Source organism: Sphaerisporangium sp. NPDC049457, assembly GCF_055586705.1.
Genome location: NZ_JBVJHR010000014.1, coordinates 254,144 through 272,867 on the forward strand (window position 1 = coordinate 254,144; position 18,724 = coordinate 272,867).

At 72.3% G+C, this 18,724-nt stretch carries 16 protein-coding genes; 11 read left to right on the forward strand and 5 right to left on the reverse strand.

Annotation, left to right across the window (positions count from 1 at the left end):
• Positions 1–13: 13 nt before the first annotated feature.
• The 9 genes from ACZ6QO_RS23050 to ACZ6QO_RS23090 all read left to right on the forward strand — a co-directional run bounded on the left by ACZ6QO_RS23050 (position 14) and on the right by ACZ6QO_RS23090 (position 10,882).
• Complete coding sequence (locus ACZ6QO_RS23050; RefSeq protein ID WP_465853640.1) at positions 14–1,288, forward strand: exo-beta-N-acetylmuramidase NamZ family protein; 1,275 nt, start codon at positions 14–16, stop codon at positions 1,286–1,288.
• 168 nt (positions 1,289–1,456) lie between these two features.
• The gene (locus ACZ6QO_RS23055) at positions 1,457–3,286 is read left to right on the forward strand and encodes an ABC transporter ATP-binding protein (RefSeq protein ID WP_465853641.1); all 1,830 of its coding nucleotides are present in this window, start codon (positions 1,457–1,459) and stop codon (positions 3,284–3,286) included.
• A 333-nt stretch (positions 3,287–3,619) separates the two neighbouring features.
• Positions 3,620–3,847 carry a hypothetical protein gene (locus tag ACZ6QO_RS23060; RefSeq protein WP_465853642.1) on the forward strand — a complete coding sequence of 76 codons (228 nt, stop codon included), beginning with the start codon at positions 3,620–3,622 and terminating at the stop codon, positions 3,845–3,847.
• A gap of 18 nt (positions 3,848–3,865) precedes the next feature.
• Positions 3,866–4,903, forward strand: a complete 1,038-nt coding sequence (locus ACZ6QO_RS23065) for a radical SAM family protein (RefSeq protein ID WP_465853643.1) — start codon at positions 3,866–3,868, stop codon at positions 4,901–4,903.
• The gene (locus ACZ6QO_RS23070; RefSeq protein ID WP_465853644.1) at positions 4,900–5,676 is read left to right on the forward strand and encodes a nucleotidyltransferase family protein; all 777 of its coding nucleotides are present in this window, start codon (positions 4,900–4,902) and stop codon (positions 5,674–5,676) included. Before ACZ6QO_RS23065 ends, ACZ6QO_RS23070 begins: the two co-directional genes overlap by 4 nt.
• Positions 5,673–6,917: a DUF6365 family protein gene (locus ACZ6QO_RS23075; protein ID WP_465853645.1), complete on the forward strand. Its 1,245-nt coding sequence runs from the start codon at positions 5,673–5,675 to the stop codon at positions 6,915–6,917. Before ACZ6QO_RS23070 ends, ACZ6QO_RS23075 begins: the two co-directional genes overlap by 4 nt.
• A complete protein-coding gene (locus ACZ6QO_RS23080; protein WP_465853646.1) occupies positions 6,914–7,825 on the forward strand; it encodes a radical SAM protein in 912 nt (303 codons plus the stop codon). Before ACZ6QO_RS23075 ends, ACZ6QO_RS23080 begins: the two co-directional genes overlap by 4 nt.
• Before the next feature lie 7 nt (positions 7,826–7,832).
• Entirely contained in the window at positions 7,833–9,059 is a 1,227-nt protein-coding gene (locus tag ACZ6QO_RS23085; protein ID WP_465853647.1) for a polysaccharide pyruvyl transferase family protein, read from the forward strand.
• On the forward strand, positions 9,056–10,882 hold the full coding sequence (locus ACZ6QO_RS23090) for a B12-binding domain-containing radical SAM protein (protein ID WP_465853648.1): 1,827 nt from the start codon (positions 9,056–9,058) through the stop codon (positions 10,880–10,882). Before ACZ6QO_RS23085 ends, ACZ6QO_RS23090 begins: the two co-directional genes overlap by 4 nt.
• On the opposite strand, the gene ACZ6QO_RS23095 is transcribed toward ACZ6QO_RS23090, so the two are convergent.
• The 3 genes from ACZ6QO_RS23095 to ACZ6QO_RS23105 are packed head-to-tail and all read right to left on the reverse strand — an operon-like array spanning position 10,793 to position 15,434.
• Complete coding sequence (locus tag ACZ6QO_RS23095; protein ID WP_465853649.1) at positions 10,793–13,600, reverse strand: helix-turn-helix transcriptional regulator; 2,808 nt, start codon at positions 13,598–13,600, stop codon at positions 10,793–10,795. The genes ACZ6QO_RS23090 and ACZ6QO_RS23095 overlap by 90 nt on opposite strands.
• A gap of 20 nt (positions 13,601–13,620) precedes the next feature.
• Entirely contained in the window at positions 13,621–14,484 is an 864-nt protein-coding gene (locus tag ACZ6QO_RS23100; protein WP_465853650.1) for an ABC transporter permease, read from the reverse strand.
• Entirely contained in the window at positions 14,481–15,434 is a 954-nt protein-coding gene (locus ACZ6QO_RS23105; protein ID WP_465853651.1) for an ABC transporter ATP-binding protein, read from the reverse strand. The genes ACZ6QO_RS23100 and ACZ6QO_RS23105 overlap by 4 nt, the downstream gene beginning before the upstream one ends.
• Positions 15,435–15,598: 164 nt before the next feature.
• Here ACZ6QO_RS23105 and ACZ6QO_RS23110 point away from each other — a divergent pair, with 164 nt between their 5' ends.
• Both ACZ6QO_RS23110 and ACZ6QO_RS23115 read left to right on the forward strand, forming a co-directional pair.
• Positions 15,599–16,447: a S8 family serine peptidase gene (locus ACZ6QO_RS23110; protein WP_465853652.1), complete on the forward strand. Its 849-nt coding sequence runs from the start codon at positions 15,599–15,601 to the stop codon at positions 16,445–16,447.
• Positions 16,444–17,100 (forward strand): GAF domain-containing protein, encoded by a 657-nt coding sequence (locus tag ACZ6QO_RS23115; protein ID WP_465853653.1) that lies wholly within the window; start codon positions 16,444–16,446, stop codon positions 17,098–17,100. The genes ACZ6QO_RS23110 and ACZ6QO_RS23115 overlap by 4 nt, the downstream gene beginning before the upstream one ends.
• 42 nt (positions 17,101–17,142) lie before the next feature.
• Here the strand turns inward: ACZ6QO_RS23115 and ACZ6QO_RS23120 are convergent, their stop codons facing one another.
• A complete protein-coding gene (locus ACZ6QO_RS23120; protein WP_465853654.1) occupies positions 17,143–17,796 on the reverse strand; it encodes a TetR/AcrR family transcriptional regulator C-terminal domain-containing protein in 654 nt (217 codons plus the stop codon).
• A complete protein-coding gene (locus tag ACZ6QO_RS23125) occupies positions 17,793–18,692 on the reverse strand; it encodes an alpha/beta fold hydrolase (protein WP_465853655.1) in 900 nt (299 codons plus the stop codon). The genes ACZ6QO_RS23120 and ACZ6QO_RS23125 overlap by 4 nt, the downstream gene beginning before the upstream one ends.
• Between the last annotated feature and the right edge of the window lie 32 nt (positions 18,693–18,724).

Genomic DNA, 18,724 nt, shown 5'->3' on the forward strand with positions numbered 1-18,724 from the left:
GGAGCGACACCTGATGGGTCACCACCTCTCCCGGCGCGCCCTGCTGTCCACCGCGGCCGTCACCATGGCCGGGACGGGCATGGGCGTCGGTTCGCCCGGCCGGCGTCCGCGGCCCGGCGGGCTCCGGACGGGCGTCCAGGTGCTGATGGCCGACGACTACGAGCTCGTGCGTGGCCAGAAGGCCGGCATCGTGACCAACCCCACCGGCATCCTGCCGGACCTCCGCCACGAGGTCGACGTGATGGCCGCCGGCGACAAGGCCGACCTCGTCGCGGTGTTCGGCCCCGAGCACGGGTTCCGCGGCACGGCCCAGGCCGGCGGCTCGGAGGGCTTCTACGTGGACGAGCAGACCGGGCTGCCGGTCTACGACACCTACCTCAAGACCGGCCAGGCGCTGGCGGACGTCTTCACCAGGTCGGGCGTGGACACCGTCATGTTCGACGTCCAGGACGCCGGCGCCCGCTTCTACACCTACATCTGGACGCTGTTCGACTCGATGGAGGCCGCGGCGCTGGCCGGCAAGCGGTTCGTCGTCCTCGACCGGCCCAACCCGATCACCGGCCGCCGGGCCCGCGGGCCGGTCATGACGCCGGAGTTCGCCACGTTCGTCGGCCGGGAGGCGATCTCGCAGGCGCACGGCATGACCGTCGGCGAGCTGGCCGGGCTGTTCAACGCCGAGTTCCTGGACCGGCCGGTCGATCTCGCGGTCGTGCGGATGCGCGGCTGGCGGCGCGACATGGCCTACGAGGAGACCGGGCTGCCCTGGGTCCTGCCGTCGCCGAACATGCCGACCGTCGACACCGCGTTCGCCTACCCGGGCACCTGCATGTTCGAGGGCACGGATCTGTCGGAGGGGCGCGGCACCACCCGGCCCTTCGAGCTGATCGGCGCCCCGTACGCCGACCACCGGTGGGCGGACGCGCTCACCGCGCTGCGCCTGCCCGGCGCCGCGTTCCGCCCGGCGTACTTCACGCCCACGTTCGGAAAGCACGTGAACAAGCTGTGCGGCGGAGTGCAGCTGTACGTCACGGACCGGGCGGCGTTCGACCCGGTGAAGACGGGCGTCGCGATGCTGGTCACGGTGCGGCGGCTCTACCCGGGCGACTTCGCCTGGCGGTACGACGCCTCCGACCCGGCGCGGCCGTACTGGATCGACAAGCTGACCGGCTCGACCCAGGTCAGGACCGACATCGACGCCGGTAAGAGCCCGGAGGAGGTCGAGGCCGGCTGGGCCGGGCCGCTCGCGGCGTTCGCCGAAACCCGCGAGCGGCACCTGCTCTACCGCTGAGGGTAAGGCGTTCCGGACACCTGCCGCCTCCCGCCGTCTCCCGGGGTTCGCGTGGTCCGGCACACGCGACCGGTCGTCACGCAACGTCACCGGACAGGCGAAAACCGTTGGCTCCGCCCGGCCGTCCTGCGCCACCATGGCCCTAGCGATGAGTATTCGGAGGGGCGGATGACCATGCTGGGAGCACCTGATCCGCCGGCGGACGCGCCGGCCGACCGGAGATCGGCCGTTCTGCTGGCGCTGCGCTACTACAACGGGCAGCTCCTCGGCCAGTGGCGCATCGCGGTGCCCGCGCTGGTCCTTCCGGCTCTGGGCAACATCTGCCTGTTCTACCTCCCGCCGCTGGCGGTGGCCGGCATCGTGGGGCGCCTGGCCGGCGGAGGGGACGTCACCGTCGCCGCGCTCATCCCGTACGTGCTCGGCTTCGGCGCACTGCTGCTCACCGGCGAGGCGCTGTGGCGGGTCGGCCTGCACTTCCTCAACCGCACCGACGGCCGGGGCATCGAGCGCCTCGGCGTGCTGGGCATGGACGAGTTGCTGGCCAAGGACGCCGCGTTCTTCCACGACAACTTCGCCGGTTCGCTGACCAAACGGGTGCTGAGCTTCTCCGGCGGCTTCGAGGGGTTCGCGGACACGCTCGCGTTCTCGATCGTCGCCAAGCTGGTGCCGCTCCTGTTCGCCTCGGTGGTGCTGTGGAGCTATCACCCGCTGCTGGTCTTCGTGCTCGTGGGCCTCATCACCGTCACCGGCTTCCTCGTCGCCCCGCTCATCCGCCGCCGTCAGAGGCTGGTCGACCAGCGTGAGGCCGCCAAGGTGCGGGTGTCCGGGCACGTCGCCGACGTGCTGGCCAACATGGAGACGGTCCGCGCGTTCGCCGCCGAGGACCGCGAGGCCTCCGAGCACCGGGCCCGGGTCGCCGAGCAGCGCGAACTGTCGATCCGTTCCTGGGACTACGGCAACCTGCGGGTGGACACCGCCGTCGCGCCGCTGTCGGTCCTCACCAGCACCGTCGGCCTGCTGCTCGCGGTCGCCCTGCGCGGCGGCCTCGGCGCGGAGGCCATCGTGGTGACGTTCACCTATTACGCGAACGCGATCGGCATCATGTTCGAGTTCAACCAGGTCTACCGCCGCATCGAGAGCGTGCTCACCGAGGCCGCCCAGTTCACCGCGCTTCTCCTCACGCCGCCGAGCGTGGTCGACCGGCAGGACGCGCAGCCGCTGCGCCCGGCCGACGCGGGCGTCCGGTTCGAGCGGGTGACGTTCGCGCACGCCGGCAACCCGCCCCTGTTCGACGGCCTCGACCTGGACATCCCCGCCGGCACCAAGGTGGGCCTGGTCGGCCGGTCCGGCGGCGGCAAGACCACCCTCACCCGGCTGCTGCTCCGCCTCATGGACATCGACGGCGGCCGCATCACGATCGGCGGCCAGGACATCAGCCGGCTCCGCCAGGCCGACCTGCGCGGCCTGATCGCGTACGTCCCCCAGGAGCCTGCCATGTTCCACCGGTCGCTGCGCGACAACATCGCCTTCGCCCGGCCGGGCGCCACCGACGCCGAGATCCACCAGGCCGCGCTGGCGGCGCACGTCACGGAGTTCGCCGAGACCCTGCCCGACGGCTTCGGCACGCTGGTCGGGGAGCGCGGCGTCAAGCTCTCCGGCGGCCAGCGGCAGCGCGTCGCCCTCGCCCGCGCCATCCTGCGCGACACGCCGATCCTGCTGCTGGACGAGGCGACGAGCGCGCTGGACTCCGAGAGCGAGATCCTCGTCCAGGAGGCTCTGTGGCGCCTGATGCGCGACCGCACCGCCATCGTGGTCGCGCACCGGCTGAGCACCGTGGTCCGCATGGACCGCCTGGTCGTGCTCGACAAGGGCCGCGTCGTGGAACAGGGCGACCACCAGCAGCTCCTCGCGGCCCAGGGGCCCTACGCCCGCCTGTGGCACCACCAGTCCGGCGGCTTCCTCGTCGAGGACGAAACCCCGGACGCCGTCCACCGCTGACGTCCCCGCCCATCCAGGCCGTTCCTCCGGACGCGTCCCGTTCATCTAGACCGCTCCCCCCGGACGCGTCCCTGTTCGTCTAGGCCGTTCCCTCGTCCCTCTAGGCCATCGCGCCGTTCGCCTACGCCATCGGGCGGGCGGCGATGGGCCGGCCGGCCGCGGGTCTGCGCCTGCGCGCGGACGCGTACTGGGGTGGCCGGCGCCGGTACTGGGGTTGACAGGGCCGCGCCTCCGCCTGGCGCCCGCCCGGGAATAGGCGTGCGAGGCGGTGGTGAGGTGATCTCGCCGTTCATAGCGTGATTGCCAGGAATCCCCGTCCTCGTAGGAGGGACCATGACCGAATCGGCTCCACGCGTGCGCGATCTCGTGCAACGCGCGGCCTCCGACCCGGCGTTCGCCGAGCAGCTGCTCAGCGACCCGAGCTCGGTGGCGAGCGAGTACAACCTCGGCTCCGACCAGATCGACCAGATCAGGGAGCTGGCCGGTGCCGGGCTGCTCCAGCCCGCCGTGGAGGCGCACACCGTGGCTCCGAAGGAACCGGGCGGCGGCGGCTACTACTAGACGATCCTGGGGGATGCTGTGCAGTTCAACTCCATCCTGGTAAGTGTCACCGAGATCTGCACGGTGGGCTGCAAGCACTGCGGCTTCACCGGCTCCACCCGGGACCGTCAGCCGACCGTGGAAGAGATCGGCCGCTGGGTCACCCAGGCATGCGACAGCGGCATCCCCGAGATCATCTTCACCGGCGGCGAGCCCTTCCAGCGGTTCCGGATGCTGAAGTCCGGGGTACGGGCCGCCGCCGGGCACCCCGGCAGGCCGCGCATCTCGGTGTTCACCAGCAGCTTCTGGGGGCGCTCGCCGGCGGCGGTCGACAAGATCCTCGGCCAGTTGCCCGGTCTCACCCGGCTCTATCTGAGCACCGACATCTACCACCAGGAACGGGTGCCGGTCCAGCACGTGGTGAACGTCATCGAGGGGGCGATCGCCAGGGAGGTCCCGGAGATCAGCCTGGCCATCACCATCGCGGAGGACCACGAGGAGGAGCAGATCCGGAGCATGTACCGGCGGTTCGAGGACCGGGTGCTGGTACACGTCGACCGGGTGATCCCCACGCCGTTCATCAAGACCGCCCATCAGGTCGGCCTGCCTCCCCTGCCGGAGAACTTCGCGGCGTCGTGCTACCTGGAGACCCCGCTGATCAACCCGAACGGCGACCTGTCGGCCTGCCACATCGGCAAGGCCGGAGCGTACGTCCGCCTCTCCGACCTGGCGTACTTCCTCGGCAACCTGCACGAGAAGTCGTTCGGGGAGATCCTGGAGGACGCCGGCCGGAACTACGAGTACCAGTTCCTGCGCGTGTACGGCCCGCAGGGCGTGGCCCGCATGGTCGCCTCCTCCCCCGCCGTCCGCAAGCTGTTCAAGGGCAAGACGTTCACCAACGGCTGCGACCTGTGCTACAAGCTGCTCCGCTCGCTCGACGGACGGGAGCGGCTGCGCGAGATCGCGGCCGATCCCTTCCAGCGCGAGCTGATCGACGCCATCCGCCGCGTCCGGTTCGGCGAGCGGCCCGGCGCCTCAGAGACCGATGCCCCCCAACCCGTGAGGAGCGGCGTGTGACGAGCACGGACTACGTCGGGCTCGTGCCCGCCGCGGGCCGCGGCACCCGGCTGGCCCCGCTGCGCTACCCGAAGGAGCTGCTGCCCATCGTCTACGAGCCGGCCGAGGGCGGCTCCCGGCTGCGGCCGGTCGCCGAGTACGCGCTGGAGTCGGTGGCCAGGGCCGGCGCCGGCCGGGCGGTCGTGGTGATCGCCCCCTGGAAGCTCGAAGTGGTCAGCTACCTGGGGGACGGCGGGCACCTCGGCCTCGACATCGCCTACCTGTTCCAGGAGGAGGCCCGCGGCCTCGCCCACGCACTCGACCTGGCGCGCGGGTGGACCCGCGGCGTGAACGTCATGTTCGTCATGCCCGACACCATCTTCACGCCGCCGGACGCGCTCACCCGGCTGCGCGGCGTCTACGAGGAGACCGGTGCGGACCTCGCGCTCGCCGTCTTCCCCACCCCGGACGCGCACCGGCTCGGCCCGGTCGTCCTGGGCGGGACGCCCGAGCGGTGGGTGCGCCGGGTGTTCGACAAGCCGGCCGAGCCGCCGGCCATGAACACCTGGGGCGCGGCGATCTGGGGTGACGCCTTCGCCGACCTCCTGCACGAGGGCCTGCGCGAGGACGGCGCGGACGAACCCGTGATCGGCCACTACTTCGACCGCGCGGTCAGGAACGGCCTGCGCGTCGCCGCCGTCGCCTTCGACGAGGGCTCGTTCCAGGACGTCGGCACCCCGCTCGGCGTCCGCCGGTCCGTCGAAGGCCCCACCCTGCTGGCGGTGAGCTCATGAGGCTCGTCTTCTTCGCCATGAGCAGCGCCGGGTACGGCGAGACGCTGATCGGCATGTCGCTGGCCCGCCAGCTCAAGCCGGCCGGCCACGAGACCTTCTTCATCATCGAGCCCATGTCGGAGAAGCTGCTGCGCGGCAGCGGGTTCCCCTACCTGGTGCTCGACCGTTCGATGGGCCGGTTCGCCACGCTGCTCGTGGACGACGCCATCGCCGGTTTCCGCCCCGACGCGATCGTGCTGTCGGACTACTTCACCTACTGCGGCGTGTTCCCCAAGCGCTACGGCCTGGACCCGTGGTTCATCGACAAGTACGGCCTGCCCATCATCCCGATCGACATCTGGGAGTGGGGGAACACCGAGTTCGCCGTCGACGTCTTCGACGGCAAGTCGATGTCGGTCAACCGCAGGATCATGGACCTGCCCGCCCACCTGCGGCCCGTCCCCGTCTGCCACCTGGACGACGGCCCGCAGATCTACCCCTTCCGGCTGTGGGAGGGCAACGAGCGGGTCGGCCGGCGCACGCGCGCGCACCTGCGCGAGACGTTCGGCATGACGCGGGACGACCGCATGGTGCTGCTGGCCGTGGCCGGCTGGCAGCAGGACAAGTACTCCGACGACAACGGCGACCGGATGGCCGAGCGGGTGCCGGAGCTGCTGGTCCACTATCTGCGGCAGACGCCGCCCACCACCCGCTTCGTGCTGGTCGGCAGCGTCCCGCCGACGCTGGAGGCGCTCGGCGACCGGGCCCACGTGATCCCCGCGTGCTCGCCGCAGCGGTTCAACGTGCTGCTGGGCTCGGTCGACCTGGTCCTGACGCTCAACCTCGGGGCCACCACCCTGGCCAGGGCGGTGCTCTCCGACATCCCCGGGCTGGTGCTCACCAACCGCTTCTCCGTGCCGGAGAAACCCGACATCGAACGCGTCGAGGCGGAGCTCGGCGGCATGTCAGAGGAGGTGCGGTCCTGGCTCTCGCGGACCCTGCCCCTCTACCCGTTCAGGATGTGGCCGCTGGGTTTCCACCGGTTCCTCGACCCGATCGTGGCCGACAACCCTTACCTGTCGACGTTCGCGCACGCCGAGCTGCTCGACGAGCCCGCCGTGCTGTCGGCACTGGACGGCGTGCTCTACGACCGGGAGGTCCAGGACGGCCTGTCGGAGAACCGGGCCGCGTACCTTTCGACGCTGGCCGCGCATCCCAGCACCCCCGAGGTCTTCGCCTCGGCCGCCAGGAGGTGGACATGAAACAACTGAGCATGCACATCACCGACCTGTGCAACGAGAAGTGCGGCTTCTGCGTCGTGGGCTCCCCGCTCGCGAAATCCGACAGCGTGGTCTACGGCGACCTGATCGGGTTCCTGCTGGAGAACGCAGGACAGGGCTACACCTCGGTCAACCTGCACGGCGGAGAGCCGACGATCCACCCCCGCCTGTTCGACCTGCTGCGCACCATCCAGTTGCTCAAGTACCCGCGCGTGGAGATCCAGACCAACGGGCGCAGGCTGAGGGACCCCGGCTTCACCACGCGTCTCGCCGAGCACGGGGTCGAGCTGTTCGTCGTCTCGCTGCACGGCTCCACCGCGGCGGTCCAGGACTGCCTGACCCAGACGCCCGGCGGCTTCGCCGAGACCATCGAGGGCATCCGCAACGCCAAGCGCGCGGGCATCGCCGTGCGGACCAACACCGTCATCACGCGGATGAACATGGGCCGCCTGATGGACATCTGCCGGCTCTGCGTCGACCTCGGGGTCGACCACGTCAACATCTCCAACCTGCACCCGGTGGGCAGCGGCTTCTTCGCGCTCGACATGCAGGCGCCGACCGTGGCCGAGACCCGCAAGTACCTGCTGCCGGTCATCGAGATGATGCTCGCCTCGCCGACGCGGCTGACGCTGGAGGGCTTCCCGCTCTGCGTGGTGGCCCCGCACTCCGACCTGGCCATCGAGGACGGCACCCGCGAGATCCGCATGATGTACCAGGGTGAGGTCCACGACGACTACGACGGCTTCATGGACGAGCAGATGCGCTCGTACGGGCCGCCCTGCGACGGCTGCTCCCTGCGGGCGGCCTGCGGCGGGGTCTACAACGAGTACGCCGAGCGCCGGGGCTGGCAGGAGTTCGGTCTGCGCGAGCCGTCCGCCATCGGCTGGTGAGCGCCGGATGACACAGCGCATCGCGATCTGGGCGGGGAGCAGCCTGCCGAACGCCGGTGACCGCCTGCTCGCCGCGGTCACCGAGGCCGAGCTGTCCCGCCGCCTGCCGGGCGCGACCTTCCAGCACTTCTGCCCGTGGAGCAACTCCGACCGGCCCACGCCCCTGTGGCTGGACCGGGAGGGCCGGTGGCCGGGCGCCGGGTCGTTCGACGCGGTCGTGATGGCCGGCGGCGTGTGGAGCGGCCCGCCGTTCCGTCACTCGATCATGCAGGTGTTCTGCCTCGGGCCGGCGCCGTGGGCGTTCGACCCGGGCGCGTGGGTGGCCTGGCACGGGGTCGGCCTGCAGGACGGCACCCCGCCGGCCGATCGCGACGTGTGGCGCGCGCACCTCGCGGCGACGCGGGAGCGGCTGGACCACCTGACCGTGCGCGGCGCGCAGGCCGCGGCCCGCATGGGAGGTGCGCCGGTCGTCCCCGACCCGTCCTTCGCGCTCACGCCGCTGCCCCCTCCGGCCCGGCGGCGGCGCCGCCGGCCGCTGATCGGCGTGGCGGTGGGCGCGCCCGGGGTGACCAGCCGGCTCATCGTCCAGCTCGTCGGCGGCGACCTCGCCCGCCGGTGCCCGCCCGACCCTGCGCTGTGCCTGCCTCCCGAGCAGGTGGCGGCCGAGATCTCCGATCCGGGCGCGCGGTCGGCGAGGTTCGGGTTCGTGACCGAGTTGGGCCTGACGCTCATCGAGCTCGCCGGCCGGGCCGACCTCTCGTTCATCACCGTGCCGAACATCTACGGCGACGACGAGACCGGCGCCCGGCTCGCCCGCCCGATCCCCGGGGCCGAGGTGCGCAGGCTGCCCTCCGCCGACGCCACCGAGCTGACCGCGGCGATGGCCGAGTGCGACCTGGTGCTGGTCTCGCGCTACCACAGCGCCATCCTGGCCATGCGCGCCGGAGTGCCGTTCGTCGCCGTCGACCCGTTCTGGAGCCCGATGAACGGGACGAGCAAGCTGCACGAGCTGACCTCCGAGCTCGGCATGGAGGACCGCTACTGGACCTACCGGCCGGACCACGCCTCGGCGGACCTGCTGGAGATCGCGGAACGGGCGCTCGCCGCCGGCGCGGCCGAGACGGCCGAGGTGTACCAGAGCATGCACGGCAGGGCGACGGCGGCCTTCGACCGGCTCGCCGCCGAGCTGCGGGCCGCCACGGCGGCGCGAGCGATCTCGGGGAAGGCGTCATGACCATGAAGGCCGCGCTCGTCTACTCCAACGACGACGGATTCTCCCTCGGCGTCGAGCTGATCAGGGCCACCGTGGCCGACCGGGTCTCCCCCGCCGAGGTGGAGCACCAGGTGTGGTTCCACGAGGACGTGGGCAGCCTCGCCGAGGACTACCTCGGGCACTACAACGCCTTCCTCGCGCGGTTGTTCGACTACCGCCCCGACGTGATCTCGTTCTCCGCCTTCGTGTGGAACCACGACGAGTTCGCCCGGATGGGACGCATGGTGCGCCGGCACCTGCCCGGCTGCCGCATCGTGTGGGGCGGCGCCCAGGCGAACTCCCGGCGGATGGCCGCCCACCTGCTGAACGAGTGCAGCTGGCTGGACTACGTGCTGCGCGGCGAGGCGGAGGACACCTACCCCGAGCTGCTGCGGACCCTGGCCGCCGACGGCGACCCGGCGTCCGTCGCCGGGCTCACCCGGCGGGTGGACGGCGAGCCCGTGCACAACGACGACCCGCCCGACGTCGACCTGTCCACGCTGCCGCTGGTGTTCACCAAGGACACGTTGCCCATCGAGCCGATCCTGCGCCGCCGGCCCGGCGCGGTGCTGGCGTACGAGACCGGCCGGGGATGCCGGCAGAAGTGCCGGTTCTGCCTCTACAGCGCGCCCAAACTGCGCGCGTTCCCGATGGAGCGGGTGGAGCGCGAACTCACCTACCTCCTTGAGGCCCGCATCCCCTTCCTGCGGATGTGCGACGCGCACCTCGGGATCTCCCGGCACCGGGCGATGGAGACGTTCGAGATCATCGCCGCGCACAACCACGGCACGGTCGTGGACGTCTACCCAGACGTCAAGCACGTCGACCTCGACTACATCCGCGCGATGAACCGCGCGGGATGCCGGGTGATCACGCTCGGCATCCAGTCGTCGGACACCGGCACGCTGCAGCTCGCGGCCCGCCGCTTCGACCGCCAGCGGTTCGCCGAGGTGGCCTCGCTCATCCGCCGCCACCACAACCACGCCCTGGCCGCCGACATCATCATCGGCATGCCGGGCGACAACGCCGAGAAGGTCCGCGAGAGCGTGCGCTTCGCCTTCGCCAGCGGGGTGGAGAAGGTGCATTTCGCGCCCTTGATGGCGTTCCCGGGAACCGACTACTTCGAGTACGCGGAGGAGTACGGGATCGAGTTCTTCGACTTCCAGCCGCCGCTCGTCGTGCGGTCCCGCGGGTTCGGCACCGAGGACTACCAGGCGGCGATGGTGTTCGCCCGGCGGGTCGAGGCGCTGCAGGAGGCCGCACCGACGCTGCTGCGCTGCATGGTCGCGGTCCCCGGCCTGGACGTGGCGGACTTCGCCGACCGCGTGGACCTGGCCGATCCCGCCGCCCACATCGAGGCGGAGACCTCGTCGTTCCCGCCCGACGAGCGGAGCCTGCTGCTCGACGGGCTCGCCTGGGACGAGGCCCTGCGGCTCCAGCGGGACGCGGCCGTCCCGGCGCCGCCGCGGCTGGCGGACGACGCGCTCGTCGAACGCGTCGCGCCGGAGGAGGTCCGCTGGTTCGACTACCCGGTCCACCTCCTGCTGCGCGACTTCACCCTCGCCTTCGGATCTCTCACCCGCGGCCGGCACGGCTACGTGTTCCCCGCGGGCGGCTCGGTGAGCTATGAGCTGACCGGTCCGCTGGCCGCCGCGTTCGAGGCGGCGGCCCCCGGCATCACCGTGGCGGAGTGGCGGGACAAGACGCGGGCCACGTCAGGGACTGAGCTGACCGTCCAGGTATGCGACGCGGCCTTCCGCGTCCTGTGCTCCGCCGGGGTGGTCGTGCCAGGCGGGGACGGCTGACTCCTGCCGGCGCAGGGATCTGTTCCGCGAGTCGACCTCGCGGGCCAGATCCCTGCGCGAGGCCATGCCGAGCTTGGCGAACACGCTGGACAGATGGGCCTGCACCGTGCGCGGCGAGACGAACAGCCGCTCGCCCACCTCCCGGTTGGTCAGCCCCTCGGAGGCGAGCAACGCGACCTGCCGCTCCGCCCTGGTCAACGCGGCCCAGCCGACTCCGTGGCCGCGCGGCCCCCGCCCGCGGCCCGCGTAGGCCACGGCCCGGCCCTCGTCCATGCCGGCGCCCTCGGCCCACGCCGAGGCGAACCCCTCGGCGCCGAGCGCGGCCCGCACGCCCTCCAGGTCGGACTCATGCCGCGGCGTCGCGGCCGGCGGCCGGCACAGCCCGAGCCGGTCGCGCAGTGACTGGGCGGCGCCGAACAGCCGCGCGGCGCGCGCGTGGCCGCGCTGCTCGGCGAGGACGCCGGCGACCGCCTCCAGCGAGTCGGCCGTCTGCGCCCGCAGGCCCATGTCGGCGGCGGTCTTGAGCGCCTGGTAGTGCGTGGCGGCGGCGCGGCCGGGGTCGCTGTCGCGGGTGGCGCGCCCGAGGGTGTGCAGGCACCACCACATGAGCGGCCGGTCGGCGCTCTCGCGGGCGCGGGCCAGGGCCTCCTCCGCGAAGGTGATCGCGAGCGGGCCGCCGCCCTCGGCGCCGAGGACCGCGCCGCCGAGCCCCGCGAGGCCCATCGCGGCGAACCGGGCGGCGGTGCGCGTGCCGAGCTCGGCGACCTCGGAGAACGCCTCTCTGGCCGCCTCGTACTCCCCCACGTCGAGCAGCATCCTGCCGAGCGCGTCGAGGCAGTCGCCGAGCAGCGGCGGCGATCCGACGGCGCGGGCGATCTCGACCGCCTCGACGAGCCGCTCCCTCGCCTGGCCGTACCGGCCGCGGCAGGCGGCCACCTGGCCGAGCCCGCGCAGCGCCACGGCCCTGCCCCACACGTCGCCCATCTTCCGCGACACGGCGAGGCCCTGGTCGAGCGCGCGCTCGGCTTCGCCGTACGCGCCCTGGTAGAGGGCCACCCTGGCCATCGCGAGCAGGCCGGTGCCGAGGCTCAGCTCCGAGTCGTACCTGCGGCCGATCGAGACGCACCGTTCCAGGGCCGCGCGGGCCCCCGCCAGGTCCCCGGCGGCCAGCCGCGCGTAACCGAGCAGCGCCAGGGGGACCCCGGCCCACGCCCGGCCCTCCGGGCCGGGGCCGGGGGTCGTGATCTCGGCGAGCGTGCGGGAGGCGGAGGCCGGCTCGCTCATCGTCTTCACCGCCGCCAGCACCGCCAGCGCCCGCCGCTGCCCCGCCTCGTCCGCGGCGGCCGCGAACAGGTCCAGCGCCCGGCGGCAGGCGGCCATCGCCTCGGCGAACTCGCCGAGCGCGTACGACAGCACCGCCGTGCTCAGCGTCGTGGCCGCCACCACCCGGTCGGGAAGCGGGACGGGCGCCGAGCCGCCCGCCTCCGCGAGCGAGGCGAGCCAGCCGCGTCCCTCGCGCAGCCGTCCCCGCACGACCCAGTACGTCTCAAGCGCGCCGGCCAGCCGGGCTCCGACCAGCAGGGGGCCGCCGGAGACGCACCAGCGCAGGACCGCGCGCATGTTGGCGTAGCCGGCCTCGACGCGGTCGAAGTGCGGCGCCGCCGCGCCGCTGGTGACGGCCTCCGCCGCGCGTTCGGCGAGCCTCGCGTAGTACTCGGCGTGGCGGAGCCGCACGGCCTCGGCCTCGGCGGCGGGCATCCCCTGCCCGGCGTGGCGGCGGACGACCCACAGCAGCCGGTAGCCGGTGACGACGCCGGTGGTGTCGCACTCGACCAGGGACCTGGACACCAGCCGTGCGAGCAGGTCCACGACCCGGTCGGAGGTGATCTCACCGCCGGAGCACACCCATTCCACGTCGTCGATGACGAAGCCGTCCTCGAACACCGAGAGCCTGCGCAGCAGCAGTTGCTCGTCGCCCGACAGCAGCTCGCGGCTCCAGTCCAGCGCCGCCCGCAGAGACCTGTGCCGCGCGTGCGCCACGCGGCTGCCGCCGGACAGCAGTTGGAGCGGGTCGTCCAGCCGCTCGGCGATCTGCCCGGGCGACAGCATCACGGCCCGGGCGGCGGCGAGCTCGACGGCCAGCGGGAGCCCGTCGAGGCGTCGGCAGATTTGCTCGATCGCGGCCTGGGCCCCGGGAGCGGCCGGCCGTCCCTGTGCCGCCACGCGCTCGGCGAACAGCGCGGCGGCCTGCGCCACCGTCAGCGGGGCGAGGCGGCAGGTGAGCTCCCCGGGGACGCCCAGCGACTCCGTGCTCGTGGCGAGCACGGCGAGCGCCGGATGCTCGCGGAGGAGCGCCGAGACGATCATGGCGCACTTCTCGGCGAGGTGCTCGCAGGTGTCCAGGACCAGCAGCGCCGGCCCGTCGCCGGGGGTGACGCCGTCCAGGTCGTCGTGGCCGCCGGCCAGGTCGGCGAACCACACGCCTCCCGGGTAGGCATCGCCCCACGCGCGGATGTACGCCTGCGCCAGCCGGGTCTTGCCGACGCCCGGCGCGCCGGTCAGCGTGACCAGCCGGCCGGGGGCGAGGAGGTCGCGCAGGCTCGCGAGTTCGGCGTCCCTGCCGACGAGGTCGCCGGCCCCGTCGCGGGGCGCCCCGCCCCCCATCGCCGGACCACCCGCCACCGCCGAGCCATCCGCCGCCGCCTGCCTATCAGCCACCGCCTGCCCGTCAGCCACCGCTAGCCCACCAGCCGCCGCTTGAACGACCACAGCGCGAGCGCGCCCGTGGTGAGCGTTCCCGCGACGAGCACCGCGAGCACGACCGGCAGGGGCATGTGCGGCACCCCGGGGGTCAGCGCGGCGCGCAGCGCCTCGCTGACGTAGATGAGCGGGTTGACCAGCACGCCGATCTGCAGCCACCGCAGCGGCTCGAGCGCCGCCCACGGGTAGTACACGCAGCCGAGCATCATCATCGGCACGATGAAGATCGCGAAGATGGTGCTGAGCTGCTGGGGCGGCAGCAGCGTCCCGATGAGCAGGCCGATGCAGGACGTGAGCAGGCTGGACAGCACGAGCACGGCGGCGAGCAGCGGCCAGCCGCTGAAGTCGATCTCCGGAACCTCTCCGGGGCCGTGGATGAGCAGCACCGCCGGGAACACCACCAGGCCGGCCACCAGCCCCTGGACCGCGCCGAAGACGATCTTCTCCACCGCCACCGCCCAGACCGGGATGGGGGCGAGCACCCTGTCGTCGATCTCCCTGGTGTAGGAGAGTTCCATGACCAGCGGGGTCGTCACGGCGAAGATGCCCTGGATGACGATGCCCGAGGCCACCAGGCCCGGCACGAGGATGGTGGCGAACGCCTGGGGCCGGTCGCCCGCGGCGAACGCCTGTCCGGCGCCGAAGCCGATGCGCGGCAGCACCACGGCGAAGACGAAGATGAGCAGCACGGGCTGGATCACGGTGCGGGCCACGAAGGAGAACAGGTCGCGCCGCATCACCCGCAGGTCCCTGGCCAGCAGCGCGGCGAAGGTGTGCCCGTAGCCGCGCCGCGCGCCGGCGGCCGGCGCGGCCGCGGGGGGTGCGATGGTCGATGCCGTCATTCTCGGTACTCCCGCCCGGTCAGAGTGAGGAACACGGTCTCAAGGCTGGGGCGGACGACCCGTACGTCGGTGAGCGACAGCCCGGCGTCCGGACCGACCAGCACCAGGGCGGCGAGTATGCTCTCGGGCACCCTGGTGAAGGCGCGCAGGCTCGTCCCCGACGCCTCGGCGCTCAGGACCCCGTCCATCTGGCGGACCTGCGCGACGATCTTCTCGGCGTCGCCGTCGTAGGTCAGGGCCAGCACCGTCTCTGGGCCGCCCTCCGCCTTCAGCTCCTCCAGCGCGCCGCACGCGAGGACGGCGCCGTGGTCGATGACGGCGATCCGGTCGCAGAGCGACTCGGCCTCCTCCATGTAGTGGGTCGACAGCACGATCGTGTGGCCGTCCGCGCGCATCCGGCGCAGGACGTCCCAGAGGTTCACCCGGGTCTGCGGGTCGAGCCCCGAGGTCGGCTCGTCGAGGAACAGCACGTCGGGACGGTGCATCAGCGCCCGGGCGATCATCACGCGCTGCGCCTGGCCCCCCGACATCTCGGTGACCTTCGCCCCGGCGCGGGCCTCCAGGCTGAACAGCTCCAGCAGTTCCAGCGCCCGCCGCCTGGCCTCGCGCACCGAAAGCCCGGCGTAGCGCCCGCGGAACTCCAGGTTCTCCAGCGCGGTCAGCTGCCGGTCCAGGTTGTTGTACTGCGGCACGACGCCGATGCGCCGCTTGACCGCCAGAGGGTCGCGCACCACGTCCGCCCCGCAGACCGTGGCCACGCCGCCGGACGGCAGGATTCGCGTGGTCAGCATGCCGATGGTCGTCGACTTCCCCGCCCCGTTCGGCCCGAGCAGCCCGAACAGCTCCCCCCTCCGCACCTCCAGGCGGAGGCCGGTCACCGCCTCGGTCACCCCGGAGGAGGTGACGTAGGTCTTTCGCAGGTCGCTGGTCTCCACCGCGATGTCCGCCATAGACGCACCCCTTCGAACGTGACGTCATTGTGGGCGGGGGCGGCTAAAACGCGGTTCACTCACGGTTGGATATCGGTATGTTCTGCGCGCACAAGCGGCGCTATACCGGCGCAGAACCGTTGGTTAACCGGGCCCGGTGAGACTTCCCTCGAAGAGGGGGCTCGATGACATTCCCCAGCACCGCGGGCGCGGATCCGGGAACCGCCTCGCCGCCGCTCACCTGGCGGCTCGGCGCCGAGGACGACATCGCGGTCTCGGCGGCGGACGACTTCACGGTCACCCCGGAATGGGCGTGGGGGGACGCCACCGGACGCGGGGTCCGCGTCTGCGTCGTGGACAGCGGCGTCGACCACGCCCACCCCTTGGTGGCCCCGGTGCACGGGTCCTACGCCGTCGTGCGGGGCGACGACGGCCGCTCGGTCGTCAGGGAGAGCGAGGGCGGCGACGCCTGCGGGCACGGCACCGCCTGCGCCGGGATCATCCGCTCGATCGCCCCCGAGTGCGAGCTGTACAGCGTCCAGGTGCTGGGGGGCAAGTTCTCCGGCACGGGAGAGGCGTTCGTCACGGGCCTGCGCTGGGCCGTCGAGCAGGGCTTCGACGTGGTGAGCCTCAGCCTGTCCACCAACCGCAGGCACCTGGCCGAGCCACTGCGCGAACTCGGCGACCTGGCCTACTTCCGCAAGACCGTGCTGGTGGCCGCCGCGCACAACCTGCCGGTCGAGAGCTTCCCCTGGCGGTTCTCCTCGGTCGTCTCCGTCGGCAGCCACACGCGGGGCGATCCGGGTCTGATCCTCTACAACCCCCGGCCTCCCGTGGAGTTCTTCGCCCACGGCGCGGACGTGGAGGTGGCCTGGCCGGGCGGCGGGCGCACGAGGTGCACCGGGAACAGCTTCGCGACGCCCCACGTCGCGGGCTACTGCGCGCTGATCCTGGGCAAGCATCCGGGCCTCACCCCCTTCCAGGTCAAGACCGTCCTCTACCTGACCGCGCAGAACGTGAAAGAGGCCTTGTGAACGGAAACAGCGAGGTCGTGGCGGCCGTCTCGGCGGCCGTGGCCGACTCCGACCGGGACCATCGCACGCTTCTCCAGTCGATCGTCGACACCGCGCGCGCGATCTTCGGGGCCGGCGCGAGCTCGATCTTCCTGGTGGACCAGGAGCACGAGGACCTGGTCTTCGAGGCCGTCTCGGGCCGGGGCGAGGAGTTCCTCGTCGGCCGGCGCTTCCCCGCCACCAGGGGGATCGCCGGATGGGTGCTGAACGCCAGGGACGCGATCATCGTCGAGGACCTGTCGACGAGCACCGTGTTCGCCCGCGACATCGCCGAGTCGACCTCGTACGTCCCCGAGGCGCTGATGGCCGTCGCGCTGGTGCACGAGGACGAGGCGCTCGGCGTGCTGGAAGTGCTGGACCCCGACCCCCGGACGCGGGCGGGCATCCACGAGCTGACGCTCTTCGCGGCGCAGGCGTCGGTGGCGCTGCGCATCGTCCAGCGCAGCCGCCACGCCCGGCGGATCCTGGACGGCGCGGACGGCGAGTTCGGCGACGTCGTCTCCATCGTCGCCGCCCTGGCCAACGGCAGCGAGAGCCGCCGAGCGGCCGGCCTCCGCCTGCTCGGCTCCCTCCACGACCTCCTGGCCGACAACGGGGACCCGTCGTCCAACTGACGCCGCGAATGCCGCCGCAACGGTGCGCGCGCGTCTGTGCCCTCAACTGATGAGCAGGGCGAAGCTGTCGAGCATGGCGGTGAGGCCGAGGTCGAAGTGGCCGTCGGCGCCCGCCTCGTCGGCGCTGCGGGCGAGCAGGTTGTACTCCGGTGACTCCGGCGCCGGCTTCCCGCTGCGCCCTTCGCCGCCGAGTTGGAGCACGGCCAGGGTGAGAGCGTGGCCGATGGTGAACTCCCGCAGACAGCGCAGGACACGCAGGGCGTCGCCGGGGGTGAAGCCCGCCTCGGTCATCAGTGTGATCATTCGGTTGCCGGTCTCGATGGCGGCCGGGGAGCGGACCGGGCGGGTGGCGAAGATGGTCACCGCGTGCGGGTGGGCGAGCAGCGTGTCCCGCAGGCGGCGGATGTACTGCTCGGCCAGATCACGCCAGGGCCCCTCCCAGGGCAGCGTCTCGACGTCGAGTTCGACGAAGAGTGTGTCCGCGATGCCGTCGAACAGGGCCTCTTGGTCGGTGAAGTACCGGTAGACGGCCATCGGGTCGACGCCGAGTCCGGCGCCGAGCTTGCGCATGGAGAACTTGTCCCGCCCGATGTCGTCGACGAGCGCGAGGGCCATGGCTGCGATGTACTCGCGGCTCAGCGTCGGTCTGGTCGGCGCGACCGGCCGCGGCCGGCGGGGGCGTTCGTCGTTGATCATGTGTCCAGGAGCTCGGTCAGGCGGCGGGCGAATTCCTCGGGGTGCTGCTGGTATGCGGTGTGCCCGCCCGGAAACTCCACGCAGGGCACGCCCAGTTTCTCACCCAGGACGTGCGCGGGCCGGTGGTAGGGGCGGCCCACGCTGTCCCGGCCGGTGGCCGGCCACCAGCGTACCCCGGCCGATCTCAGGGCCGATCCCAGCGCCGCGAGGTCGGGGTCGTAGTCGTAGCAGTACGCGGGCAGCTCGCGGCGGAAGAGGATGTCGGCGTTGCCCAGGAGGCGCTGCATGCCCCCCGGTGGACGCCCGGTCAGCCGTCGCGACATCGCGCCGAAGACCAGCATGGCCCGCATCATCGAGGCCAGTACCGCCCGGCCGGTGCGGGTCTGGAACGACCGGGGCGGTCTGGGCATGGTCATCGCCGCGAAGGCGACGAACCCGCGCAGCGGTCCCTCGGTGTCCGCGATCCGGCGCAGCTCGTCCAGTTCCCGCCGCTCCGGGCCGTCCGGCAGGATCTGCACCAGCGGCGGCTCGTGCACGACCGCGCTCAGCAACCGGTCGCCGTGCCCGGCCAGGACCTCCAGCGCGATGATCGCGCCGCCGCTGCTGCCGAAGACATGGGCCCGCTCGATCCCGTGCCGGTCCAGCACGGCCACCACGTCGGCCGCCTGATCGGCGACGGCGATCGGGGCGGACTCGTCGTCGAGAGGGCTGCGGGAGTTCCCGCGCCGGTCGTAGGTGATCACGGTGAATCGCCTCGCCAGCAGTGGGACGACCTCGGCGTACATCTCGGCGTCACCGCCACCACCGGGGATCAGCACCAGTGCCGGACCCGTGCCCGTCATCTCGGTGTGCAACCGCGCCCCGGCGACCCGAATGCTGTCTACGTTGTAGTCCACGTCTACAGTGTAGGTCATGATGAAGTCCGACA

Coding starts and splice junctions, on each gene's coding strand:
- ACZ6QO_RS23110 (WP_465853652.1), top strand. CDS start 15,599: ATGACATTCCCCAGCACCGCGGGCGCGGATCCGGGAACCGCCTCGCCG.
- ACZ6QO_RS23060 (WP_465853642.1), top strand. CDS start 3,620: ATGACCGAATCGGCTCCACGCGTGCGCGATCTCGTGCAACGCGCGGCC.
- ACZ6QO_RS23080 (WP_465853646.1), top strand. CDS start 6,914: ATGAAACAACTGAGCATGCACATCACCGACCTGTGCAACGAGAAGTGC.
- ACZ6QO_RS23090 (WP_465853648.1), top strand. CDS start 9,056: ATGACCATGAAGGCCGCGCTCGTCTACTCCAACGACGACGGATTCTCC.
- ACZ6QO_RS23085 (WP_465853647.1), top strand. CDS start 7,833: ATGACACAGCGCATCGCGATCTGGGCGGGGAGCAGCCTGCCGAACGCC.
- ACZ6QO_RS23050 (WP_465853640.1), top strand. CDS start 14: ATGGGTCACCACCTCTCCCGGCGCGCCCTGCTGTCCACCGCGGCCGTC.
- ACZ6QO_RS23055 (WP_465853641.1), top strand. CDS start 1,457: ATGACCATGCTGGGAGCACCTGATCCGCCGGCGGACGCGCCGGCCGAC.
- ACZ6QO_RS23075 (WP_465853645.1), top strand. CDS start 5,673: ATGAGGCTCGTCTTCTTCGCCATGAGCAGCGCCGGGTACGGCGAGACG.
- ACZ6QO_RS23105 (WP_465853651.1), bottom strand. CDS start 15,434: ATGGCGGACATCGCGGTGGAGACCAGCGACCTGCGAAAGACCTACGTC.
- ACZ6QO_RS23100 (WP_465853650.1), bottom strand. CDS start 14,484: ATGACGGCATCGACCATCGCACCCCCCGCGGCCGCGCCGGCCGCCGGC.
- ACZ6QO_RS23120 (WP_465853654.1), bottom strand. CDS start 17,796: ATGATCAACGACGAACGCCCCCGCCGGCCGCGGCCGGTCGCGCCGACC.